General features: G+C 42.5%; 19 protein-coding genes, 1 other RNA gene and 1 pseudogene. 13 read left to right on the forward strand and 8 right to left on the reverse strand.

Annotation, left to right across the window (positions count from 1 at the left end; all coding sequences use genetic code 11):
• The first annotated feature begins 11 nt into the window (after positions 1 to 11).
• Positions 12 to 109, forward strand: an RNA gene (gene ffs / locus CQA49_RS05160) — signal recognition particle sRNA small type.
• 145 nt (positions 110 to 254) lie between these two features.
• Here the strand turns inward: ffs and CQA49_RS05165 are convergent.
• Positions 255 to 722 (reverse strand): c-type cytochrome, encoded by a 468-nt coding sequence (locus tag CQA49_RS05165; protein ID WP_309544435.1) that lies wholly within the window; start codon positions 720 to 722, stop codon positions 255 to 257.
• Positions 723 to 799: 77 nt separating this feature from the next.
• Between CQA49_RS05165 and folD the strand changes: the two genes are divergently transcribed.
• The 9 genes and pseudogenes from folD (at position 800) to CQA49_RS05210 (ending at position 8,271) form a co-directional block, all read left to right on the forward strand.
• Positions 800 to 1,636, forward strand: a complete 837-nt coding sequence (gene folD / locus CQA49_RS05170; protein WP_115574902.1) for a bifunctional methylenetetrahydrofolate dehydrogenase/methenyltetrahydrofolate cyclohydrolase FolD — start codon at positions 800 to 802, stop codon at positions 1,634 to 1,636.
• A 9-nt stretch (positions 1,637 to 1,645) separates the two neighbouring features.
• Positions 1,646 to 2,887, forward strand: a complete 1,242-nt coding sequence (gene lepB, locus CQA49_RS05175) for a signal peptidase I (protein WP_115574903.1) — start codon at positions 1,646 to 1,648, stop codon at positions 2,885 to 2,887.
• Positions 2,888 to 2,889: 2 nt separating this feature from the next.
• The gene (gene rpiB / locus CQA49_RS05180; RefSeq protein WP_115574904.1) at positions 2,890 to 3,351 is read left to right on the forward strand and encodes a ribose 5-phosphate isomerase B; all 462 of its coding nucleotides are present in this window, start codon (positions 2,890 to 2,892) and stop codon (positions 3,349 to 3,351) included.
• A 15-nt stretch (positions 3,352 to 3,366) separates the two neighbouring features.
• Positions 3,367 to 3,711, forward strand: coding sequence for a hypothetical protein (locus CQA49_RS05185; protein WP_115574905.1), 345 nt, complete (start codon positions 3,367 to 3,369; stop codon positions 3,709 to 3,711).
• 18 nt (positions 3,712 to 3,729) lie between these two features.
• Complete coding sequence (apt, locus tag CQA49_RS05190) at positions 3,730 to 4,260, forward strand: adenine phosphoribosyltransferase (RefSeq protein WP_115574906.1); 531 nt, start codon at positions 3,730 to 3,732, stop codon at positions 4,258 to 4,260.
• 40 nt (positions 4,261 to 4,300) lie between these two features.
• Positions 4,301 to 5,035 (forward strand): DedA family protein, encoded by a 735-nt coding sequence (locus tag CQA49_RS05195; protein WP_115574907.1) that lies wholly within the window; start codon positions 4,301 to 4,303, stop codon positions 5,033 to 5,035.
• Between the two features lie 9 nt (positions 5,036 to 5,044).
• Positions 5,045 to 6,448 (forward strand): annotated as a pseudogene (locus CQA49_RS05200) (leucyl aminopeptidase); the annotation flags it as partial.
• A gap of 91 nt (positions 6,449 to 6,539) precedes the next feature.
• Positions 6,540 to 7,649: a redox-regulated ATPase YchF gene (ychF, locus tag CQA49_RS05205; RefSeq protein WP_115574909.1), complete on the forward strand. Its 1,110-nt coding sequence runs from the start codon at positions 6,540 to 6,542 to the stop codon at positions 7,647 to 7,649.
• A complete protein-coding gene (locus tag CQA49_RS05210) occupies positions 7,642 to 8,271 on the forward strand; it encodes a hypothetical protein (protein ID WP_115574910.1) in 630 nt (209 codons plus the stop codon). The genes ychF and CQA49_RS05210 overlap by 8 nt, the downstream gene beginning before the upstream one ends.
• 9 nt (positions 8,272 to 8,280) lie before the next feature.
• On the opposite strand, the gene CQA49_RS05215 is transcribed toward CQA49_RS05210, so the two are convergent.
• Genes CQA49_RS05215 through truD form a run of 3 tightly spaced genes read right to left on the reverse strand, consistent with a single transcriptional unit; the run spans position 8,281 to position 11,502 of the window.
• Positions 8,281 to 10,038, reverse strand: coding sequence for an LTA synthase family protein (locus CQA49_RS05215; RefSeq protein WP_115574911.1), 1,758 nt, complete (start codon positions 10,036 to 10,038; stop codon positions 8,281 to 8,283).
• 14 nt (positions 10,039 to 10,052) lie between these two features.
• On the reverse strand, positions 10,053 to 10,349 hold the full coding sequence (locus CQA49_RS05220) for a hypothetical protein (RefSeq protein ID WP_115574912.1): 297 nt from the start codon (positions 10,347 to 10,349) through the stop codon (positions 10,053 to 10,055).
• A gap of 43 nt (positions 10,350 to 10,392) precedes the next feature.
• Positions 10,393 to 11,502: a tRNA pseudouridine(13) synthase TruD gene (gene truD / locus CQA49_RS05225; RefSeq protein WP_115574913.1), complete on the reverse strand. Its 1,110-nt coding sequence runs from the start codon at positions 11,500 to 11,502 to the stop codon at positions 10,393 to 10,395.
• 95 nt (positions 11,503 to 11,597) lie between these two features.
• On the opposite strand from truD, the gene CQA49_RS05230 reads away from it, so the two are divergent.
• From CQA49_RS05230 to CQA49_RS05240, 3 genes are all read left to right on the forward strand, one after another.
• On the forward strand, positions 11,598 to 13,568 hold the full coding sequence (locus CQA49_RS05230) for a Na/Pi cotransporter family protein (RefSeq protein WP_115574914.1): 1,971 nt from the start codon (positions 11,598 to 11,600) through the stop codon (positions 13,566 to 13,568).
• 110 nt (positions 13,569 to 13,678) lie between these two features.
• A complete protein-coding gene (locus CQA49_RS05235) occupies positions 13,679 to 14,431 on the forward strand; it encodes a Nif3-like dinuclear metal center hexameric protein (RefSeq protein WP_115574915.1) in 753 nt (250 codons plus the stop codon).
• A gap of 9 nt (positions 14,432 to 14,440) precedes the next feature.
• The gene (locus tag CQA49_RS05240; RefSeq protein WP_115574916.1) at positions 14,441 to 15,175 is read left to right on the forward strand and encodes a zinc ribbon domain-containing protein; all 735 of its coding nucleotides are present in this window, start codon (positions 14,441 to 14,443) and stop codon (positions 15,173 to 15,175) included.
• Positions 15,176 to 15,321: 146 nt separating this feature from the next.
• On the opposite strand, the gene CQA49_RS05245 is transcribed toward CQA49_RS05240, so the two are convergent.
• From CQA49_RS05245 to CQA49_RS10010, 4 genes are all read right to left on the reverse strand, one after another.
• Positions 15,322 to 16,095 (reverse strand): thiazole synthase, encoded by a 774-nt coding sequence (locus CQA49_RS05245; protein ID WP_115574921.1) that lies wholly within the window; start codon positions 16,093 to 16,095, stop codon positions 15,322 to 15,324.
• 97 nt (positions 16,096 to 16,192) lie between these two features.
• Positions 16,193 to 17,677, reverse strand: coding sequence for an NAD(P)H-hydrate dehydratase (locus tag CQA49_RS05250; protein ID WP_115574917.1), 1,485 nt, complete (start codon positions 17,675 to 17,677; stop codon positions 16,193 to 16,195).
• 67 nt (positions 17,678 to 17,744) lie between these two features.
• Positions 17,745 to 19,166, reverse strand: a complete 1,422-nt coding sequence (locus CQA49_RS05255; protein WP_115574918.1) for an acetyl-CoA carboxylase subunit A — start codon at positions 19,164 to 19,166, stop codon at positions 17,745 to 17,747.
• A gap of 112 nt (positions 19,167 to 19,278) precedes the next feature.
• Positions 19,279 to 22,825, reverse strand: a 3,547-nt coding sequence (locus CQA49_RS10010; protein ID WP_220271724.1) for a hypothetical protein, incomplete at its 5' end; no start/stop codon positions are given.

Raw genomic sequence — 22,825 nt, forward strand, 5'->3', positions numbered from 1 at the left:
GCGCCCGCCTCTTTATAGACCTATGCAATGGAAATTCTAGGCAACGCTTCAGGGTGGGAACACAGCAGAGCACCTCGTCTTTTTGTGTGCCGTAGCAATCTGTAAGGGGGTTTCACCTCTCACAATAGATTCTCAAATTCACAAAACGCAATTCCAAGATATAAAATATATACAAAATAGCTTGCAAAATAAAAACACGCCTACATTAGAATCTTAAAACAGCACTGCTCGAAGCAAAATCACTTCAAAATAAATCACTCATACAAATAAAAATAAATCGCCTCGATTTCCTTATCTGTCAAATAATAATTTGGCATCACACCTATCTTTTTAGAATCTAGCGCTTTGCGGAAAATGCTAAATTCTAGATTCTTGATTGAAGGCGCGTTGAGCGTTTTTAGCTTTCCTTTATGCGTGTAGCTTGCGATGATCCCGCCCTCACCATTTGCACCATGACATTTATCACAGCCTATGCCACGCGGATTTTTGTAGAGATTTTTTCCATAATCCTTAAAGCTTATAAAGCCCTCAAACTCTTCTTCCTCATTGCCTAAAATATCCAGCGCAGAATCCACAAAATCCCCAGATTCCGCACTTTGAGAATCTAGCACCTCCGCTTCATCACTTTGCGTATTTTGCTCGCTAGATTCTACATTTTGTGCTAGAATCTGCGCGCAAAAAAGAATCACACAAAACAAAAATTTATACATAAATTTGCACATACACACCGCCAAAAAGTATTTTTGAAATGTAATCATAGTATAATACAAATTTTATTCCAAAGCAAAAAAGGGACAAAGTGGAACTCTTAAATGGCAAAGATCTAGCGCAAAATATAGAATCTCAAATCATCGCCGAGCTAAAAGGGCATAATTTAAAGCCCTCTTTGGCAGTGATTTTAGTAGGCGATGATCCCGCGAGTAGGGCGTATGTGAATATGAAACAAAAGGCGTGCGAAAGAGTTGGCTTTGTGTCTTTAAAGTTTGAATTACCCACAACTTGCACGCAAGGAGAGATTCTCTCTCTTACGCAAAAACTTAATAATGATGCAAGCGTGCATGGAATCTTAGTCCAACTTCCCTTGCCAAAGCACATTGACACTTCTAAAATCCTAGAATCTATCGCACCGCAAAAAGATGTCGATGGCTTCCACCCCTACAATGTCGGGCGTTTGCATGTGGGGCTAGAGTGCTTTTGCCCTGCCACGCCACTTGGGATTATGAATCTTTTAGCGCATCACAAAATCGAAGTGCGCGGGAAAAATGTCGCCATCATTGGCGCTAGCAATATCGTAGGCAAGCCACTTGCAGCACTTATGCTAAATGCTGGCGCCACGCCTAGCCTTTGTCATATCTTAACGCGCGACATTAGCACCTACACGCGCGAAGCAGATATCGTGTGCGTAGGCGTTGGCAAGCCAAATTTGCTAAATGCAGAGATGATAAAGCAAGGCGCGATTGTGGTAGATATTGGTATTAATCGCTTGGAAAATGGGCGCTTGGTGGGCGATGTGGATTTTGAATCTGTAAGCAAAAAATGCAGTTTCATCACGCCTGTGCCCGGTGGTGTGGGTCCGATGACAATCGCTACACTTTTGCAAAACACGCTCAAAGCCGCGAAAAACTTTCATAAATAAAGGAAATAAATGGGTTTTTTTACAAAATTTAAGAATTTTTGCTCGAGCTGGGTTGGCACGATTATTATCGTGTTGCTACTAATATTTTTTGTCGTGCAGCCTTTTGTGATTCCCACACGCTCGATGGTTGGGAGCTTTTTTGAGGGCGATTTATTACTAGCAAAAAAGTTTAGCTATGGAATCCCGCTTCCTAGAATGCCTATCGTTGATAAGGCGATTATGCCTGATATTTTTGGTAACGGGCATTTGATTGAGGGTCCGCGTCCTGCACGCGGGGAAGTTGTCGTCTTTATCCCGCCATTAGAGCAAGATACCTACTATGTCAAGCGCGTATTTGCCACAGGTGGCGATGAAGTGATTTTCACCAAAGATGGCTATTTCCTGCGTCCAAAAGGTGGCGATGAAGAGCTTGAGCAGATTAAAAACGATCTATTTTACGCAAAAATAGATTATGGCACGAAAGAATTTTTTGGCAAGCTCTACATTCAAGATCCTTTTATTAGGCAGTATGGCGGGATTGAATACACTCCTATTTATTGGAAAATTGAGGATTTGCCAAAACTGCAAGTCTCGCGCCCACTGCATTTTGAAAAATACTACTATGATTCTAAAAGTGAGAAATTTTTTGAAAAAATATGCGATGGCGAGACAAGAGAATCCATAGCCGATTCGCGCAAAGACTGCGATTTGTTTAAGAAATCTTTTGTAGATGCGCCAGAAGATTCTTTTGTAGAGGTAGAAAATATCACCTTCTTAGAAATGCTCTCACCCTATGGGATAGGCACGAAAATGGATAGGCTCACAAGCGATAATGAAGTGATTTTTTATTACAAAGTGCCAGAAGATTCTTTTTTCATGGCGGGGGATAATCGCAACAACAGCTATGACTCGCGCTTTTGGGGAAGTGTGCCTTATAGCAATATTGTCGGCACGCCGTGGTTTATCTACCTAAGCTTCACAAAGGCAAATAGTGAAGAAGCAGGCGCTGATATGGATAGAAACAAACGCTATGTAGTGCGCTGGGAAAGAATGTTTAAAAGCGTGGATTCTCTAAATAAGCTTGCTAAAGATAAGCGTGACAAGAGGACAGATTCTCCTTTTGGTGAAGAATTTGTCGCGCGACCTTTGCATGCCAAGTCCTATCAGCCGATGATTGACTATTCAAGAAACAAACTGCCACCACTAATTTACTACCACGAAATCCCATCAAAGCGCGATATGCAAAGCGCACAAGACGCGCAAAAGGATTAGCCATGTCTTTAGAATCTAAAACCTTTAGCACAATTTTCCTCGCAAGCGATCACGCCGGCTTTGAGCTGAAAAATTCTCTTGTGAAATTCTTACAAGCAAATGGCATAAACGCACAAGATTTAGGCACAAGCGACACACAGCGCGTGGATTACCCAGACTATGCTTTTGCACTTACGCAAAAAGTGAAAGAAATCCCGCGCGCTTGCGGGATTCTTGTTTGTGGAAGTGGCATTGGTATGAGTATTGCTGCAAATCGCGTTGAAGGCATTCGCGCCGCACTTTGTTCAGAATCTCTTTCTGCCAAACTTTCGCGCGCGCATAATAATGCAAATGTGCTTTGCCTTGGCGGGCGTTTGATTGGCGAGACAATGGCGCAAGAGATTGTAGAGGCATTTTTAAGCGCAGAGTTTGAGGGCGGACGCCATAGCGAGCGTGTTAAAAAGCTAGATTCACAAGTTTTGTAAAGCAAGAGGGCAATAATGACAGGGACTTTTTTTGCGCAATGGTTTTTTCTTACGGGTTTTATACTTTTTGTGCTGTATATGATTGTGCGGACATTTTTTTATAAAAGTGTCGCGCGCAAGGAGGAGAAAAGCTCGGCATCGATGAAGCTCACGCTAAGTGAAGCAGAGATTCTCGTGCGCAAGCACCAGCTGCAACTTCAACGCGCATTAGGAAATATTGACAATATGCAAACAGAAATGAACGCACTTAAAAATGAAGTCAAACTTCTCAAAGCGCGCAATTCTCAATATAGAATCGAAACTGACAAATACAAAGCGCGTATTAAAGAGCTCGAGCAAAAAATCGAAGCGCTACTCTAAATTTTTAAGGAGCAAACAATGGATATAAAAAAACTTTCAGATTCTCTACGCAAAATCCCAGACTACCCAAAGCCGGGCATTTTGTTTTATGATATCACCACGCTTATTGGCAATAAAGAAGTTTTTAATGAGCTTATTGAGTTTTTGAAAAAGCGCTATGAAGGGCAAAAGATCGATTTTATCGCCGGTATTGAATCTCGTGGATTTATTTTTGGCGCGGCATTAGCACATGCGCTTAATATCGGCTTTGTCCCAATCCGCAAAAAAGGCAAGCTTCCCTTCACCACAATCAGCGAAAAATACAGCCTTGAGTATGGCTTTGATGAGTTAGAGATTCACATTGATGCCTTTGAAAGCGTGCCAAATGCGCGCGTGGTGCTTATTGATGATTTAATCGCTACAGGTGGCACAGCGCATGCGGGGGTAAAGCTTATCCAAAGCGCAGGCGCACAATGCGTGGAAGCGACTTTTATCTTAAATCTTGCAGAGCTTGAGGGTGCAAAAAAATTGCAAGAACTTGCTAAGGTTTTTTATATTTTAGATATTTAGGCGTATATTTAAGGGACTATAAATTAAGGAATTTCGCATTATGAAAAAACTCTCAAACTTCATCAAACAAAAACCCAAAAAAGCCATTATTTGGGGCGGATTCTTTGTACTTTTCATCGCGCTTGTGGTGTATTATAAAAGTACAGGATTTTCGCTCGAGCAGTTTATCACCACACTTTGGGAAGAGCATGTCGAGCGCTGGGGCTATGTGATTTTATTTTTTTGGGGGATTTTGGAGGGCGAGCTTGGGCTTATCTTTGCTGGGCTTGCTGTGCATGATGGAAAAATGTTTATGCCTTTGGCAATCTTTGTTGCGGGATTTGGCGGATTTGTGGGAGATCAAATTTATTTTTACATTGGGCGACTCAATCGCAACGGAATCCAAAAAAGCTTCAAAGCCCAGCGCCGACAATTTGCCCTCGCCCATCTTCTTTTGCAAAAATACGGCTGGAGCATTATTTTCATCCAGCGCTACATGTATGGTATGCGGACGATTATCCCTATGAGTATAGGCACCACGCGCTATAATGCGGGCAAATTTGCGTTTATAAATTTCCTTAGCGCGCAGGTGTGGGCGGCGGTTACGATTGTGCTGACTTGGTTTTTTGGCGAGGAAATTTTCATCGCGCTTGATTGGTTTAAAAATCACCCTTATTTACTTATCCCGCTTGCCTTGCTCTTTGGCGGTGGCGTGCTGTGGTATTTCAAAAGTCAAACAAAGCGCGTGGATAAAAGCATCAAGCGCATTCAAAAAACTATGCAAAATAAAAATTAAGGAGACAAAATGAATTTAGAGCTTAAAATAGTCCAAAACGCAAGCGCGCCTTTGCGCGTGGAAATTTTTGAGAATCTTAAAAAAGGCAAAGATTCTATGGATATCATAAGTGCCAAAGAGCTAGGTTTTGAGGGCAAGGGGATTTTTTTCTTGCAAGCAAAAAAATTGCTTTTGGTTGGAATCGATGAGCTAAACGCAGATTCTATCCGTGAAGCAGGCGCGAATATCACAAGATACGCAAAAAATCTTCCTTTCAAATCTCTAAGCATTAAAGCGCCTGCAGATAACGAGCTTGCTTATGCGCTGCTACTTGGGATTGCTTCTGGAGCGTATGAAAGCGCGATTTACAAAAGCGAGCAAAAAAAATCAGCCTTGCGTTTGGTGGAGATTATCGGGGATAACAAAGAATTGCCAAAACTTTGTAAAAAAGCGCAGATTCTCACCCAAAGCCTTAATATCGCACGCGATCTTATCAACACAATGCCACAAGTTGCCACGCCAAAATACATTGCAAATATTTGTGAAGAGAAGGCGCAGGAGCTTGACATAACTTGCAAAATACTTGGGCACAAAGAGCTAGAAAAAGAGCGCATGGGCGCGTATCTTGCGGTAAATCGCGCTTCCGTGCATAAGCCCTACCTCGTGCATTTGCGCTATAAAAGTAAAAACGCGCGCGCAAAAGTCGTGCTTGTCGGAAAAGGGCTTACTTATGATAGCGGGGGCTTAAGCCTCAAGCCAGCGGATTATATGGTAACGATGAAGGCTGATAAAAGTGGCGCATGTGCAGTGCTTGGCATAATGAATGCGATTGCTAATTTAAAGCTAGATATCGAAGTGCATGGAATCTTAGGCTTAGCAGAAAATATGATCGGTGGCGATGCCTACAAGCCCGATGATGTGCTTTTCTCAAGGGAAGGTAAAAGTATCGAAGTACGCAATACTGACGCTGAAGGGCGCTTGGTGCTATGTGATTGCCTAAGCTATGCGCAGGATTTGAAACCTGATGTTTTGGTGGATTTTGCAACGCTCACAGGCGCGTGTGTCGTGGGACTTGGGGAATATACAAGCGGCATTATGGGCTACAATGAGGAGCTAAAGGCGCATTTTGAAACAAGCGCGCTCAAAAGTGGTGAACTCATGGCGCGCCTACCATTTAACCGCCATCTAAAAAAACTCATAGAATCCAAAATCGCAGATGTTTGCAATGTCGGCTCAAGCCGCTATGGTGGCGCGATAAGCGCGGGAATGTTTTTGGGCGAGTTTATCCGCGAGGAATACAAGCAAAAATGGCTACATATCGACATCGCCGGACCTGCCTTTGTGGAGAGGGAATGGGATATAAACCCTTATGGCGCGAGCGGCGCTGGTGTGCGCGCGTGCGTGGAGTTTTTAGAAAGTTTAGAATCTAGGCAAATTTTAGGAGATTCAAAAAATTGCGCGCCAAAAAACAAGCAAGATTCTAAAAATTCCCAAAACAAAAATTCCAAAAAGAATAAGGCTTAAAATGGCGCTCTCCATCGGTATCGTAGGACTTCCAAATGTCGGCAAATCCACCACTTTCAACGCGCTAACCAAAACCCAAAGTGCGCAGGCAGCAAACTATCCTTTCTGCACGATTGAGCCAAATAAAGCCATCGTCGAGGTGCCAGATCCTAGGCTTAGCGAGCTAAGCAAAATCGTAAATCCCGAGCGCGTGTTGCACTCACAAGTCGAGTTTGTCGATATCGCCGGGCTTGTGCGCGGGGCGAGCAAGGGCGAAGGGCTAGGAAATCAGTTTTTGGCAAATATTAAAGAGGCGGACGCGATTTTGCATATCGTGCGCTGTTTTGAAGATTCTGACATTACACATGTGGAAAATCGCATTAACCCAATCGCAGATATTGAGATTATCGAGCTGGAGCTGATTCTAGCAGACATTGCAAGTTTGCAAAAACGCATCGAAAAGCTCACACGAGAATCCAAAGCCCAAAAAGGCGCGCTCAAATCCCTAGAAATCGCGCAAGCACTTTTAGCACATTTAGAATCTAGCGCGCCAGCAAGTAGCTTTGAAAACCGCGAGAGCGAGGAATTCTTAACACTTGATAAAGAGCTAAGATTTTTAAGCAATAAGCGCGTGATTTATGGTGCGAATGTCAATGAAAGCGCGCTTGCAGAAGATAATGACTTTGTCAAAGAGGTGCGCGAATATGGCGCAAAGCGAGGCTATGAAGTTATCAAACTTTGCGCAAAAATCGAAGAAGAAATGGTGGGGCTAAGCGATGAGGAGCGCGCAGAGTTTTTGTGCGAGCTCACAGGAAGCAAAAGCGCAGAATCTGGTTTAGAACAGATTATCCGCACAGGATTTCACACACTAGGGCTTATTAGCTACTTTACCGCAGGTGTGAAAGAAGTGCGCGCATGGACTATCAAAAATGGCGCCAAAGCCCCGCAAGCCGCTGGCGTGATACACAAGGATTTTGAGAAAGGCTTTATCCGCGCAGAGACGATTAGCTACAGCGATTTTATCAAATACGGCGGGGAGGCAAAGGCAAAAGAAGCGGGTGCCATGCGAAGTGAGGGCAAGGAATACATCGTGCAAGATGGCGATGTGATGCATTTTAGATTCAATGTATAGGCTCATTTGTATTCTAATTTTCTGCCTAAATGCTCCCGCGTTTGCTGATAAATTTGACTCTAAGACTACAAATACAATCTTGCAATTTTTATCACTTCATGTGGGTCCTAGCACTGATTTTGGCTTGCCCCATGCAAATATCGATACCAAAACAGGAATCAATGTAGGTGCTAGCATTGGGATAAATTACCTGCTATATTTAGAAGATCCACCCTCCTGTGTGGATTTTGACGCGCGCTTGCGGTATTTGTATTCTCACACTTTTGCCGATACGCACAGCATAGGAGCCGCCATCTATATCCACCCTTTTCAAAACTATGAAATGCCTTTTATTTTAGGCAATAGAGAGGACTACGAACAACAGCCATATTTTTCGCTTATCTTTGGTGGTGGTGCGCTTTTTTCAAAAATAGACAATCATAGATTTAATGGCGGCTACATAGAAGCAGGCATTGGGCTTTTGAAGCTTTATCCTTTGGTAAATATCGATATTTTGTATAGAGCTAGCTTCTATGGCGAACGCTGGGCGGAGCGCGTGCAAATGGCTGGGGCAGATTCCACTATGCACGGCATTCATGTGGTGTTTAATATTTCCCCAGCTGTTTTTATGCTGTGGCATTGATTTGGTTAATTATCGCGCATCTTTCATCAATCGATACCCCAACTGCCACCAATCAAGCTCTTGCATACGCGTGAAAAAATCCGCAAACTCTTTTGGCAAAGCCACTTTTTGCGAAGTTGGGGTAATAAAATCCCCCTTTATTTCATACGCGATTCCCTCCTTTGCGCCATTTGGCAAGATAAAATCAGGTGTGATTAATAAGGCGTCATTGTAGGCAAAGTTAGAGCGCGCATTTTGACTAGATATTTGAGAATCCCCAAAAAGATTGCGCCCGCCAAGCGACATATAATCGTATTCCTTAAGGCTTAGCGCATAAAGTGTTGGGAAAATATCCTTATGCGAGCCAAGCGTATTTGGGTTAAAATCCAGATTCTTAGCAATTGCGCGCGGGATTGAGAGATATAAAGGCACACCATGGGCAAGTGCGAGATTTTCTGGCGTGGCGATATCCCTACACATATGATCCCCGCTTGCGGCAATAATGGTGTTTTCCTGCAAAGAGGAATGGCGCACCTGCGCGACAAACTCGCCAAACGCGTTGCTTGAGTAAGTGAAAACACCACTAATAAGGCGCATTTTTGCTTCATCGGTGGTTTTAAAAAACTCTTTTTTGCCCTCTAAATTGTATTGTGGCGCGCTAAAATGCGCTGGCAGGGAAAAAGGCGGGTGATTTGTCGTAGTTAGCATAAAAATAAAAAGTGGCTCCTGCGCTTCATTTAAAAGCTCAAGCGCCAACTTATATGCAAACTCATCACTCACACCATAGGTATTTTGACTCTGCCTACTTGCCGGATAATGAGAAAGCAAAAAACCGCTATCAAAGACAGAATCCACGCCTTGCGTCAAAAGATAATCGCCCAAATTATGCCACGCACGATTGCCAGAAGTGATGAAAATCACCTTGTAGCCGGCGTTTTTATACACTTGCATTGGCGTAAGAGCGAGCGTTTTATTCTTGTAGCGAGAAAGTGAAATCGTGCTTAAAGGCGCGTTAAAAAATATCGAGGCAAAGCTTGGCGCAGTGCCATTATGATGAGATAAAAACTTTGTGAAAGTAAAGTCCTGCTGTGCTTGTTGGCGCTTTTTGCCGGATTCAAAATAGGGTCGAAACTCACCTAGCAAATCAAAATCTTTTTGAGAATCCAAAGAAAGCATATTTGCTCCAAAACTCTCCATCAGCACAAACACCACATTTGGCGGAGTTTTAGGGCTTAAAAGTGAAACATTGTGCGAAAAAATAGGAAAAAGCTCTTTTTGTAATTGCACACTTTTTGCATCATCTATAACTTGAAGCTTTTCTTGCTCTGCATAATGCCCCAAAGCCCAGCCAAAGGCGAGTATCGGATTTGTAGCAATGTGGTTTAGCGCCGGAAGCTGGGAGATATGATGAGAATCTTCACGCAAAGGAAATGTCCCCACACTGCCCCTTGCGCCGATGATTAAAAGCGCGATGGTAAGGAGATGAGCCAAAACAAGCGCAAAAATAGCCTTAAAATTCTTGCGAGGCTTGTCAGATTCTCTTGCATTGCAAAACTTATCGTACGTCTTTAGAATCTTATGCGTCATTCTCACGCATAATAGCGTATAAATCACGCACACAAGCAAAATCACAAGCACAGGATAATCCTGCCAAATAATCTTTAAAATCGCGGTTGTGTCGTCGTCTTTAAATCCAAAAATAAAAATATCGATTTTTGTATGGTAGGTTTTGAAGTAGTAGAAATTCCCAAGAGCGCTAAAAATGACAAGAAAGCTACAAACGCCCACGCACAGCAAGTATCCTATATATATATATATATATATATATAGGATTTTATTTTAGGGAAAAGTTTCTGTGTGGCTTGCGTTGTAATTTTTAGAATCTCCCCGGCATAAAAAAGCGCCAAAAGTGCAAGCAAAATAGGACAAATCGCGCGCATATCAAGCAATGCACCCATTTTATACAGCGCAAAAACTTCATCTATCCTAAGTTCAGGTAATGGTGGCAAAAAGGCATTTTGCATCGCTAAACGCATACCAAAAAAGCTCAAAAAATACACGCCAAAAAGCGCCCAGCATGCATAAAGAATTTTTTTCATTTTCACTCTCCTTTGCAAAATTCTAATTATTTGATTAAAAATCTTAGGCTTCCAAATGAGAATCCAACTTCTCATTTTTCACCGCTTCGAGGAAAATTGTCGCGTATGAGCCTTTGGGAAGTGTGAAATGCAAGTCAAACTGCGCTTCTTCTTGCTTGTAATTAAACTCAATTCCTTCCGCCCACACCCACGCATAGCGCCTTGAGCCAGATTCACTAAAACGAGAATCTAAAAACGGCTCCTCAATTTTGTGTGCCATGCCTTTACTTTCAAAAAGCTTTTTGCCACTTAGTACGCCTGCTGGGGATATCAAGCGATTACTAAAGCGCTTACACTCTGCTTCCAAATCCTCACAAACAAACACCTTGCCATGTGGATAATGCATCGCCACATCACCGCTAAAAAGCTTAAAAAACTGCGTTTGCGCTTTTAAAGAATCTAGCTCATTTTTCCCTAGCTCAAGCGCGCGCAGCTCCTCAATCTCTAGCAATTCCTTCACGCTAAAAGATTCTATATACTTACTTAGGCGCACGCGCTTTTGTAGCCAAAGGTTAAACAAATAGCTTTGAAAGCTCGAGCGCAAAAATTTTTCAATTTTTTTGTTACGAAAATGCAAGAGATTTTCCAAAATCTGCTCGCCCTCTTTGTGATTATCCCCATTTTTCCCAAATCTCTGCGCGCCAAAATAATTAGGAATCCCCTCTTTTGTGAGCGTGCTTAAAACATTGCAAAGCTTTTGAGCGTGCAAGGGCGTAACTTTTTTTAAGCGCATAAAAAAAGTATTACTTTTCAAATGCCCGATTCTTAGCTTATTTTCATGTGTATTTGTGCTTAAAATTTTAATATTTTGCTCCTCCAAGCGCGCTAGATTCTCACTCAATGCGCGCTCTTTATTGCGCGGGATTGAGAGAAATTGATAAGTTGTTGCGTGTTTATCCTTAAGCCCTGCGTAGCCGATATTTTGCGCTTTTATACCCAGAATCTTTGAAAAAATATTCACCAACTCAAAAGTGCTTAAGTTTTTTTTACGCACAAAAATATAGAGATGCTCGCCCTTTCCGCTTGGCTCATACAAGGCGTTTTCACGCACGACAAAATCCCGCGCACTTGGGGAAAACACAAAAGAAATCGGGGCATGAGTGAGATGATACATTGCTTTTCCTTGCTTGTCTTTTAAGTATTTTTTAAATATTATACAGGATTTTTTGGCACGATTTTAAAAATCTTAAAGAATCTAAAGGAGTGGCTTTGAAAGAGAATCTAAGAAATCTAGCGCGACACAGCTGGTTGCCCTTAATTTGTGCGGTGGCGATTTATTTGATGAGCACAGATGCGTCTTTGACAGAGATTTTCGCGGGTGTGGGGATCTTTTTGTTTGGTATGATTTTTTTAGAAAATGGCTTTAAGGGCTTTAGTGGCGGGCTTTTGGAAAAGATTCTCGCTAAATGGACAAACAGCAAGCTCAAAGCCCTGTTTTTTGGGATTGTTACGACAATTTTAATGCAAAGCTCAACGCTTGTGACAATCATTTCAATTTCTTTCCTCTCTGCCGGGCTTATCAGCCTCGCACAAGCCATTGGCATTGTCTTTGGGGCAAATCTTGGCACGACTACCGGAGGCTGGATCATCGCTGGCATTGGTATGAAAATGGATATCGCAAAAATCGCCATGCCTTTAATCGTCATCGCGGTTTTGCTCACTTTTCAGAAAGACAAAAACATTAAAAGTTTAGGGAATATTTGCGCTGGGATTGGGTTTTTCTTTTTAGGAATTGCAGAGATTAAAAGTGGCTTTGAAGGCTACAAAAGCGCGCTGGATTTAAGCGCGTATGCAAGCGGTGGAGGGAAAGATTTATTTATCTTTGTGATGGCTGGGATTCTCATCACTTCCATCGTGCAGTCAAGCTTTGCCACGCTCACTATTATCATTTCTGCGCTTGTGTCAAACACTATCACTTATGATAATGCGCTAGGGCTTGTCATCGGCACAAATATCGGTGGCGTCGTAACCGCGCTTGTAGCGTCCTTTGGCTCAAATATCGAGGGCAAGCGTTTGGCGATTGTTAACACTATCTTTAACCTTATCATCGCGGCGGTGGCGCTTATCTTTTTGGATTATTTTAGGGCGATTGTGGAGGTGATTAGCGAATTTGCCGGGATAAAAGAGACGGATTACGCGCTTAAAATCGCGGTGTTTCATACATTCTACAATGTCGTTGCAGTCGTGCTTATGACGCCTTATATTAGCGTTTTTGTGAAGTTTGCCACAACTTTTATCAAAAGCAGGAAGCCCGCGGATATGGACGCACCGCTTTATCTCAACGACAATATCGTCTCTTATCCCACCACAGCCATCGAAGCGCTTAGCAATGAAATCAAGCACCTTTATGACAATGTCTTTAGCGTCATCTCGCACTCGTTGGGATTCTCACGCTCTGATATTTGCGCTAATCTCACGCCAAAGGAATTGCTGGCTAAAAAGTGGTATTCTGGCGAAGTGAATGTGAGCGAGGCGTATCATCATAAAGTCAAGGTGCTTTTTGATGCGATCATCGACTTTGCCACAAAAGCGCAAAGCCACATTGATGATCCGGAGTTTATCCGCCTTAGCAATGAAGCAAGTATCGCTGCGCGCAATCTCTCCGAAGCTACCAAAAATATGATTTTGCTTGAAAAAAATATCAAAAAATACGCAAGAGGCACAAATGCCAACATGGCGCGCGAATACAACGCAATCAGAATCCAAATCGCAACCTTGCTCAACACTATACAATCGCTCACCTTGCTTGAAAATCCAAGCTATGATGAGATAGAATCTATCCTCAAGCAAGAACGCAAGGCACTAAAAAAGTTTGACAAAAGCGCGCTTTTGCGGGTGGAAAAAATCTTGCGCGAGGAAAATTTGAGCGCAGCAAATGCAACTTCGCTGCTTAATGACATCGCCTTTGCAAGCAATATGGGCAAAGAAATCATCAAAGCCGCAAGCAAAATCTACCAAATCACTTTGAGCGAAAAAGAGCAAGATATTCTCGAGGATATCAAGGACTTTGCAAAAGCAAAGGTTGAAAATATCGGGGAAAGCCTACACGCGCGAGAATCTCATCGGGAATCCCATGAAGAATCTCATAAAGAAGCCTCGCAAAATGCGGATTCTCAAAATGTGGATTCTATAAATTCTGCAGATTCTAAGAATCCCGCGGATTCTAAAAATCCAAACTAGCGATGATAGAATCTGTAACCTTATCAACCAAAAAAGGCAGAAAATGCACGCGAAGCAGAGCTCACAAGGGCTTTTTTGCAAGTGATACAATTTAACAAGGAATAGCCATAATGAAAGAATACTACACAATCGATTATCTCTACAGGCTTTGTGATTTTAACGCGCCTTTCAACACGCAAGAATCATGGGATAATAGCGGGCTAAATCTCGGCGCGCTCACTCAAACATTTGAGCAAATTTATCTTTCTTTAGAATTAACCGAAGAAATCGCGCTTGCTATGCGCCCAAATAGCGTGATTTTGACACATCACCCGCTATTTTTTAAAAGTCTAAAAAACTTTGATTTCACCACCTACCCGGCAAATCTCGCAAAGATTCTTATCGCTAAAAACTGCGCACTTATCGCACTGCACACAAATTTTGACAAAAGCCATTTAAATGAATTTTTCACACAAGAGGTTTTGGGCTTTATGGAATCTTGTCAAGAAGGGCTTTACTGCACGAGCGAAATTACGCCCATTGGCTTTGAAAATCTCGTGCAAAATATCAAGCAAAAGCTCAAACTCCCTCATATCCGCGCGCTTAAGGCAAATGAGCTTATCTCGCGCGTGTTTGTGATATGCGGAAGTGGGTTTAGCGAGATTAGCACCATTGCTAGGCTTGCGCCAAAGGAAGGCTTGCTTATTAGCGGGGATTTGAAATACCACGATGCGATGATTGCAAAGTCGCTCGGGCTTAGCCTTTTGGAAGTCCCACATTATGAAAGCGAAAAATATTTTGTAGAAATTTTAGATTCTATTTTGAAAAATGCAGGTTATCAAGCTATAATTACGGATTGTAAAAATCCAATCACTTATCTATAAAGGACGCGTATGAACAAACATCTTCAAATTCTCCTCGAGCTTGCAAAACTTGATAAGCAAGTCGATGACTTTAACCCAAAAATCGCGCTTGTGCGCAAAGAGCTGGATTCTCGCATTGCGCAAAAAGCAAAAATTTTGCAAAATATTGAGAATCTCCAAGAGCAAATCGATGGCTTGCAATTCCAAATCAATGAAAGCGAGCGCATGGTGGGCGAAAGTGTCGCGCGTATCGAGGATATCGCTAAAAAACAGCAAGAAATCCGCAGTGAAAAAGAACTTCGCGCGCTTAATATCGAAGAAGACATCGCTAAAGAAAATCTAAGCGTGGCAAATGAGGAAATCCACGCTCACCAGCTAAAGCTACGCACAAAGCAAGAGGATATGCAAGAATTGCAAACACAAGCAGATGCGCTTGAAGCACAAATTAAAGAGCTAGAATCTAGCGTGCAAAGCGAAGTTGATGCGATTTTAAAAGAGCAAGAAAAACTTTTTGAAAAGCGCAGAGATATCATAGGCAGGGCGGATTCTAAGAGTATTTCATTTTATGAGAAAATCCGCCGTTGGGCGAAAAATACAAGTGTCGTGCCGGTGTTTAAACAAGCATGTGGCGGGTGCTTTATCCGTATTAACGACAAAACTTACGCCGAAGTGCTTTCAAATGCCGAAATCGTTACTTGCCCACATTGTGGAAGGATTCTCTATCCAAGCGACAAGCAAACTTATAAAGAGTGCGTAGAGCTTTAGTTTTTGTCTCTTTGGTGGGCGGGACAACCCCCTCGCTCACTTCTAAATATTCTTTCTCGCGTTTATATTTATTTTTTTAGCTCACAAAACTATATTTGCAAAAAGCCTTACGCACAGATCCGCAAAACCAATGCAAAAAGTTGCCCTCACAGCTTTGGCATACCTTGCGTTGGTGAGCTAGCGCTTGCGTAGGGCTTTTTCTCCATTCTACCAGCTAGGAAGCTCGCGCGTCCAGCGATTACTGCGTGCTTCATTGCTTGTGCCATAAGTAGGGGATTTTGCGCGGTAGCGATTGCGGTATTTGTCAGCACGCCATCAGCGCCAAGCTCCATTGCCACCGCTGCATCAGACGCACACCCAATGCCCGCATCGACAATCACAGGCACACGCACTGCCTCTTTGATAAACAAAATATTATAGCGATTTTGTATCCCAAGCCCGCTACCAATGGGCGCAGCTAGAGGCATTACCGCGCTCGCACCCGCAGATTCTAAATTCTTTGCCATAATGGGATCGTCATTTGTATAAGCCAGCACGCAAAAGCCCTCTTTTGCGAGAATCTCGCATGCCTTAAGCGTCTCAATCACATCAGGATAGAGCGTTTTTTGCGTATCGCCAATAATTTCAAGCTTAATAAAATCAATCCCGCAAGCCTCTCTCACAAGCCTAAAAAGCGTAATCGCCTCATTTGCATTCACGCACCCAGCGGAGTTTGGCAAAAATGAAATATGCGTGTCCTTAAAATAATCCAGCAAATTTTCCTGCGTGGAATCTAAAATATTCACCCTTCGCACAGCTATGGTGATAACATCTGCGCCAGAGGCAAGCGTGGCTTCTCTCGTGGTTTTGAAATCCTTATATTTCCCGCTTCCGACAATAAGGCGCGATTGCAAGGTTTTGCTACCAATGACTAATGGCATATCAGGCGCGCCAGCGGGGTTTTTTGAATCCAAAGAGTTTTCTAAGTCTGCGAGGTTTTTTGTCAAGTCTTTTTGTGATTTTTGCATAAATAGCCTTTTATAAATGTAGTGTTTCTAGTTTTGCGAGATTTGCGATGATTTTTTGTGGTGTGAGCGCGTAGGTGCAGGATTCTAAGCTTCCAGCAAGCGCGTGGGCTAAGCTCGCGCTAATTGTGGCTTTTAGCCCATCATAGCCCTGCGCTAAAAGCGCGCCAATCATACCTGCTAGCACATCGCCACTTCCGCCTTTTGCCAGCGCGACGCTTCCAAGCGTGTTGAAAAATAGCTTTTGATTTTTCGCAATGATGGTGGTTGCACCTTTGAGCAAAAGTGTGACATGTGGGAATTTCGCGCTAAATTCTAAAGCAAGGCGCATTTTATCCTGCCATTTAAGCACACCCACGCGCCCAAAGCCACAAATTTCTAAAAGCGCGCTAAATTCCTTTGGGTGCGGTGTTAGCACGATTTCGCGCGGTGTGGAATCTAGCAAGCTTTTGTATTCTAAAAGCTCAAGTATTTCTTTGCAATGCAACGCGTCCGCATCAATCACGCAAGGTTCGCTTCGTTGCGCCAGCTCATTTAGCACCTTTGGGCTAAACTCACCTAGTCCCATTCCAAGCGCATACGCGCTGACATTTTGCGGGATTGCGCGCGCTTTCATAAGCTCTAAAGGCAATTCGCCCCTATCAAGCGAGCGCTTATCCACCACGCTCACCAATCCTGCACCAAAGGCAAATCCAGCCTGCGCACTGAGCGCGCCTGCGCCACTTTTATTCCCCATAAAAACGCATAAATGCCCAAAATTCCCTTTATGCGCATTTTGACTTTCCCGCGTTGGCAAGCGCATATCGCTTGTTTCAAGAAGTTTGAGCGATGAAGCGATTTCATAATTTTGCCTTGAAATCCCAAGCTCAGCAATGAGAATCTCCCCCACATAGTCCTTTGCCTCATCGCTTAAAAGCGTGCTTTTAAGCGCGCCCATGCACATTGTATAATGCGCTTTGAAAATGGCTTGCGTGGGCGCGTCATCAGCAGAATCTGTTTCAAAAAGTTGCACCTCTTTTGGCGTAATCTCACTCTCGCCCAAAAGCCCGCTAGGCACATCACACGCGATATTAAGCCTTGCGATGAGATTGCTTTGCGCGATAATCTCATTTAAGCTAGAATCCACGCGCCCTTTAAGCCCGCTCCCAAAAAGACAATCCACCACAACATCGCAAGGCGTGAGTTTGCTAATAAACCGCACCTCTTCAATCAAGCGCGCTTTTTGACACATTTCCACGCAAAGTGGCGTTTTTGGCTCTTTTGCTTGATAGATTCTCACGCGATAGCTTCCGCTTAGCTTCCTTGCGAGCGCGTAGCCATCTGCGCCATTATCACCACTCCCGCAAATGATAGTCACCACGCTTTTTTTGTGTGCTTTTTGCTTGATGAGCTCTAGCATCGCGTTTGCAGCGTTTTCTACTAGAATCTGCGCGCTTAGCTCAAACTTCTCGCATGCACGCTTATCAAGCGCACCCACGCTCTCATAGACATTCTGCATCAATGCTCCTAATGTAGAATAAAAATATACTAATCAAAAAGGATTCCTCTTTTGCCTATCTCTTTGCCTACGCGCCACATCTCGCAGCGATTGCCGCAGCTATGGCAGCGACTAAATCATCGGTATTTTCGCTGGATTCTGGGATTAAGGAAGTGATTTTTTTCTCCAAAAATGAAGTGTCAAAGTCCCCTCGGCGGAAGTCTTTGTCATGGCAAATATTTTTCAAAAATGGTATTGTCGTTTTCACCCCACGAATGGTAAATTCCTGCAACGCGCGCGCGAGTTTATTTACCGCCAAATCATAGCTTGAAGCGCGCACGATGAGCTTTGCAATCATAGAATCATAAAAAGGCGGAATCACATAATCCTTATAAATACAGCTATCCACGCGCACAAAAGGACCAAGCGCGGGATAATAAGTCGTTATTTTGCCCGGATTTGGCACGAAGTCATTTGAGACATCTTCAGCATTAATGCGCGCTTCAATCGCATAGCCCTGCGCGTGGATATCGCTTTGGTTTAAATCCAAAATCTCCCCGCCTGCGACGCGAATCTGCCTTCCGACCAAATCAAGCCCTGTAATCTCCTCTGTCACGCCATGCTCAACCTGTATGCGCGTATTCATCTCCATAAAATAAAAGCGATTAAAATCATCGAGTAAAAATTCCACAGTTCCGGCATTTGTGTAGCCCACAGCTTTTGCAGCAGCCACGGCAGTAGCGCCCATTCTACGGCGCAAAGCCTCGCTTATAAGCGGGCTTGGCGCAATTTCTATGAGCTTTTGATGACGACGCTGGATAGAGCAATCGCGCTCTAAGAGGTGGATTGTGTTGCCATAATTATCCGCAAGTATCTGAAACTCAATGTGGCGGGGGTTTGTAATGTATTTTTTCATAAAAAAATCATCATTTTTGAAAAACGCCATCGCCTCGCGCTTGCACGCGTTAAAAAATTTTGCAAGCTCGCTTTCTTTCTCCACCACCCGTATGCCTCTGCCTCCACCGCCAGCGCTTGCTTTTAAAATCACAGGATAGCCGATTTTTTGCGCGATTTTAGAGATTTCCTCGATACTTAGTTTATTAAGTGGCTCAGTGCCGGGCACGACTGGGATTCCGTGTTTTTGCATAATCGCGCGCGCTTGGTTTTTGTCGCCCATTTTGGCGATGACTTCGCTATTTGGACCTATCCAAATAATCCCGGCATCTTGCACTTTTTTGGCAAATGCGGCATTCTCGCTTAAAAACCCATAGCCCGGATGTATCGCATCTACGCCAAATTTTAGCGCCGCCTCCACGATCAAATCAGAATCTAAATAGCCGCGCAGTGGATCATCGCTTATTTCATAGGATTCATCAGCCATTTTGACATGCATAGAATCCTTATCCGCGCGTGAATAAATCGCCACACTTTGTATGTGCAAATCCCTGCATGCGCGGATAATGCGCACTGCGATTTCGCCACGATTAGCAATCAGAATTTTTGTAAGCATGAGATTCCTTTATTTGTTTTAAGCTCGCGTAGGGGTGATTGTAGCAGGTTTTTACTTAATTTAAGTTTCGCAAGGGATTTATTTTGTGGGGTTGGTGCTGTTATTTAGCCCCCTAAAACCACACAACCCATTTCATTGATAAAGCTGTAGCTATGCCTTGAGGGTGATAGAATCCATTGTATGAGAAGTTAAATTCTTGATTCTCTTTAATCTTATAATGCGCACTTGCTTCTGAATACACATAAAAGCTAGGGACAACTAAATGTGCGCTATCACTAAATGTGCCTAATCTTAGAGTAATAAGATGTCTTTGTATTAAGTTATATCTAGCTCCAGCAAGTAAAGAATATCTCCATTTGTTATTTACTGCTTTTTCATAGCGTATTTGAGCACTTAATGCAGGTAAGTGAAAGTTACTTCTTGTGTAAGTCTCAATTGCACTCAATGCTCCATAATCCAAACTAAAGCTATCTATACTCATAAAGGTATAGCCTAAGCCTATTTCTGGTGAGATATAAGAGTTTTTATAGATATTATACATATTTGCACCAATTCTAAATTCTGCTCCTGCACTTAATACATTAGGATTTGCTTTGGCTGTGCCTAAATCAGTCATGCTATAGCTCATATTTGGTGTTTCTAATTCACCTTTTAAGATAGTCTTTATATAGAGTTCATTATAGCCTTTAGCTAAAAGTGTGTTGTAGTATTGCGCTCCTGCCATAAAGGATTGATTACCTACTTTCGCAGAGCCATCATTTCTGCCTATGTTTATATTACTATATTCATAGCCTGCATAGATACCTACACTTCCTAATCTTTTTAGATTCTTATGTGCTCCTATAAGTGTTCCCATTCCTAATTCTGTAGATGATGAGCCTGCTCCTAGGTTTGTGCTATCATGCACTGCATAAGGAAGGATAAAGCTATCATAGCTCTTTGGTTCAATGTAGGGGACAAATATAAGATTAAGCTCACTTAATAAATCTTGATTGGTGTATTTTAGAGTGATAGTATCTTTGAGCTTTTTTACTTTGCTTGTGTAAGTGTAGTTAGATTCATCTTTTATAGAATCTAAGTCTTTGTTGGTTAAAAGGATTTCTTCAGATTGAGAAATATTTGTTGTGCCTGCAAGGGTTACATTGTCGTTGTCATCTGTGTCGTTAGTGTTGTTTAGAGAATCATCACTTTCATCATGAGCTTGATTAGCTTCATTTTGAATATTGTTTGTTTGGGAATCTTCTAATGCAAGATTAGAATCCTTAGATTCTGCATTATTAGAATCTATTCCTTGAGATTCTTTAATATTTTTTAATAATTTAGAGTTTTTATTCTTTTTCTCTACTCTTGTTAAAATCACTCTATCTTGTCTTACTTTTGCAGCTGTGGCTGTGCTAGGATCATATTTAGAGTGAAACATTTTTCTTGAAAGAGAATCTAAAATATTATCTATCATCACACTTCTTCGCATAGAGCTTAGCACTGCACCTTTTGATAAAGCAATACCCGGAGAATCATCTGCTTCTACACCTAATACAAAGTAGGCTTCATTTCTGCCGGGTTCTAAGGTTGAAGTAACTGTTACAGTGCCTTGCTTTGTGTTAATAGAGGCAAAGGAGAGAGAGTTACTTACTGCGCCATTTGCAAGATTTGTGTTAGTGGCGCCATTTGCAGTTGTTGTATCTGTGTTGGTAGCACCACCAGCTGTTGTGCCATTTGTTGTGGTAGCGACATTGTGAGTGGTTTGGCTAAAGTTACCTTGTCCATCATTTTGCAAAATGACATTTTTATAATAATACCTCTCGCCTATTGCTTGAGCTTCTCTTGTAAGATAGATTGTAATTGCTTTATTTTCAGCTGTGATATTTTCTACATTGACGCCATTACCTAGGATAATATGCTCTTTTAGGGCTTGAGCGTTTATATCAGTAATTCCATAATTACTTCCTGCGCTTGTGCCTGTGTTGTTATATTCATCTTCTGATAGGCTTAGTTGTAATGCCCAACCTTTTAGGTTAATGCTTGTATTAGTAGCGTTGTTGTTTCCTTGTATGGTGCCATTGATGTGGGCGAGGTTAGATAAATCTTTAATATCATTTGGATTTACGCCCACAACCCCAATAAGACTCGTCTCATTTGAAGCACCTCTTGTAAGGTTTAGCACGCCATCAGTCCCCAAAGTGATTGTGCCTGTGTTGTTAAATGGATTTTTAGAATCATCTACAATACTAAGGACTTGAGCAGTGATTTGCCCTTGATTAGTGAATCCCTCTCTAATATCTAGGTTCGTGTCCGAGGTGATATTACCCTGATTAGTGAAGTTGCTAAAAACGCCCTGCTCTTTTGTATTAATATTTGCATCATGGTTGGCCATATTTGTAAAGGTTGTAATAAGCCCAGAATTCTCTAAATTAGTAATAGTGCCTGTGTTACTAAAGCCTGTAATGGCGCTAGAGTTATTTAAGGTGGTAATAGTGCTAGAGTTAGTAAATTTATTGATATTGCCTGTATTAGTTAGAGAATCTACTTTTCCAGCATTACTAAAGGTTTCGATAATATTTGCATTAGTAAAACCTGCAATGCTGCTTCCTGCTTGATTCTCTAGTGTAGTGATAGTGCCTGTGTTGGTGGAATCTGCTTGCAATATGCCACCTTGAAGGGTTAAATTAGTAATAATCCCTCCATTAGTAAGCTTAGCATTAGCGGTAGTGCCTGTATTTGTTAAGCTTTCAATTGTTCCAGCATTATTTGTAATAGTAGCGTTGCCTTGATTGGTAAGTGCATCTATAGTGCCACCATTTGCATTGAGATTTAAAGTCGCATTAGCGCTGTTTGTTAAAGTAGTAATATCTGAGCCATTAAATGTTCTTATAGTCGCCTCACCGCCATTGTTTGCGATAGTTGTAATGGTTGCGTTATTTTGCAAATCAGCGATTGTGCCGGTGTTGGTAAGGTTAGCAATAGTGGCGTTGTTGTTTACCATCGCGGTGATGTCGCCCTCATTTGTGAAAGTATCTATTTTTGCACCATTTTGATTTGTGAGAGAATCCACCCTACCCGCTGTTTGGTTAGTAAAAGTAGCGATATTAGAATTCGCCCCGGTATTTTGCAATTCCTTGATTGTGCCGTTAGTCGTATTTGTGAGCGTTGTCAAAGTTGCGCCATTTTGATTTGCGATGCTTGCGCTTGAGTTTGCTTTATTGCTTAGAATGCCAGCAATGTTTGCGTTGTTATTTATCACCACCACATCCGCGCCTGTAGCGCTTTGCAAGTTTATATCCCCGCTGATAGTTGCTTTGGTAGTGCCCGCACCTGCTTGCGTGAGATTTTCTAGCCTTGTTGTGATAGCGCCAGTCTTATTTGTGCTCGTATCGACATAATAGATCGTCCCGCTATTGCCAAGCGTGCCTATAGAGCCTTGATTGTCAAGCTTATTGTTTGTATTATTCGCATCACCGATTGCGCCGGCATTTATGAGGCTTGTAATGCTAGATTCATTTTTCAATGTAGCAATTGAGCCAGAGCCAGCATTGCTAAGATTCCCAATCGCGCTATTATTTCCCGCGTTGTTATTGAGCGTGGTTATTGTGCCCTCATTTGTGATATTTGTCGAGCCGGTGTTGTCGATGGTGGTGATTCGCGCGCCTTGAGCGTTGCCA

The organism is Helicobacter sp. MIT 00-7814, from assembly GCF_003364115.1.
GTDB lineage: Bacteria > Campylobacterota > Campylobacteria > Campylobacterales > Helicobacteraceae > Helicobacter_F.

Coding starts and splice junctions, on each gene's coding strand:
- CQA49_RS05250 (WP_115574917.1), bottom strand. CDS start 17,677: ATGCAGAATGTCTATGAGAGCGTGGGTGCGCTTGATAAGCGTGCATGC.
- CQA49_RS05195 (WP_115574907.1), top strand. CDS start 4,301: ATGAAAAAACTCTCAAACTTCATCAAACAAAAACCCAAAAAAGCCATT.
- CQA49_RS05165 (WP_309544435.1), bottom strand. CDS start 722: ATGTGCAAATTTATGTATAAATTTTTGTTTTGTGTGATTCTTTTTTGC.
- CQA49_RS05185 (WP_115574905.1), top strand. CDS start 3,367: ATGACAGGGACTTTTTTTGCGCAATGGTTTTTTCTTACGGGTTTTATA.
- CQA49_RS05255 (WP_115574918.1), bottom strand. CDS start 19,166: ATGCTTACAAAAATTCTGATTGCTAATCGTGGCGAAATCGCAGTGCGC.
- lepB (WP_115574903.1), top strand. CDS start 1,646: ATGGGTTTTTTTACAAAATTTAAGAATTTTTGCTCGAGCTGGGTTGGC.
- apt (WP_115574906.1), top strand. CDS start 3,730: ATGGATATAAAAAAACTTTCAGATTCTCTACGCAAAATCCCAGACTAC.
- ychF (WP_115574909.1), top strand. CDS start 6,540: ATGGCGCTCTCCATCGGTATCGTAGGACTTCCAAATGTCGGCAAATCC.
- CQA49_RS05245 (WP_115574921.1), bottom strand. CDS start 16,095: ATGCCATTAGTCATTGGTAGCAAAACCTTGCAATCGCGCCTTATTGTC.
- CQA49_RS05240 (WP_115574916.1), top strand. CDS start 14,441: ATGAACAAACATCTTCAAATTCTCCTCGAGCTTGCAAAACTTGATAAG.
- CQA49_RS05220 (WP_115574912.1), bottom strand. CDS start 10,349: ATGAAAAAAATTCTTTATGCATGCTGGGCGCTTTTTGGCGTGTATTTT.
- truD (WP_115574913.1), bottom strand. CDS start 11,502: ATGTATCATCTCACTCATGCCCCGATTTCTTTTGTGTTTTCCCCAAGT.
- rpiB (WP_115574904.1), top strand. CDS start 2,890: ATGTCTTTAGAATCTAAAACCTTTAGCACAATTTTCCTCGCAAGCGAT.
- CQA49_RS05235 (WP_115574915.1), top strand. CDS start 13,679: ATGAAAGAATACTACACAATCGATTATCTCTACAGGCTTTGTGATTTT.
- CQA49_RS05210 (WP_115574910.1), top strand. CDS start 7,642: ATGTATAGGCTCATTTGTATTCTAATTTTCTGCCTAAATGCTCCCGCG.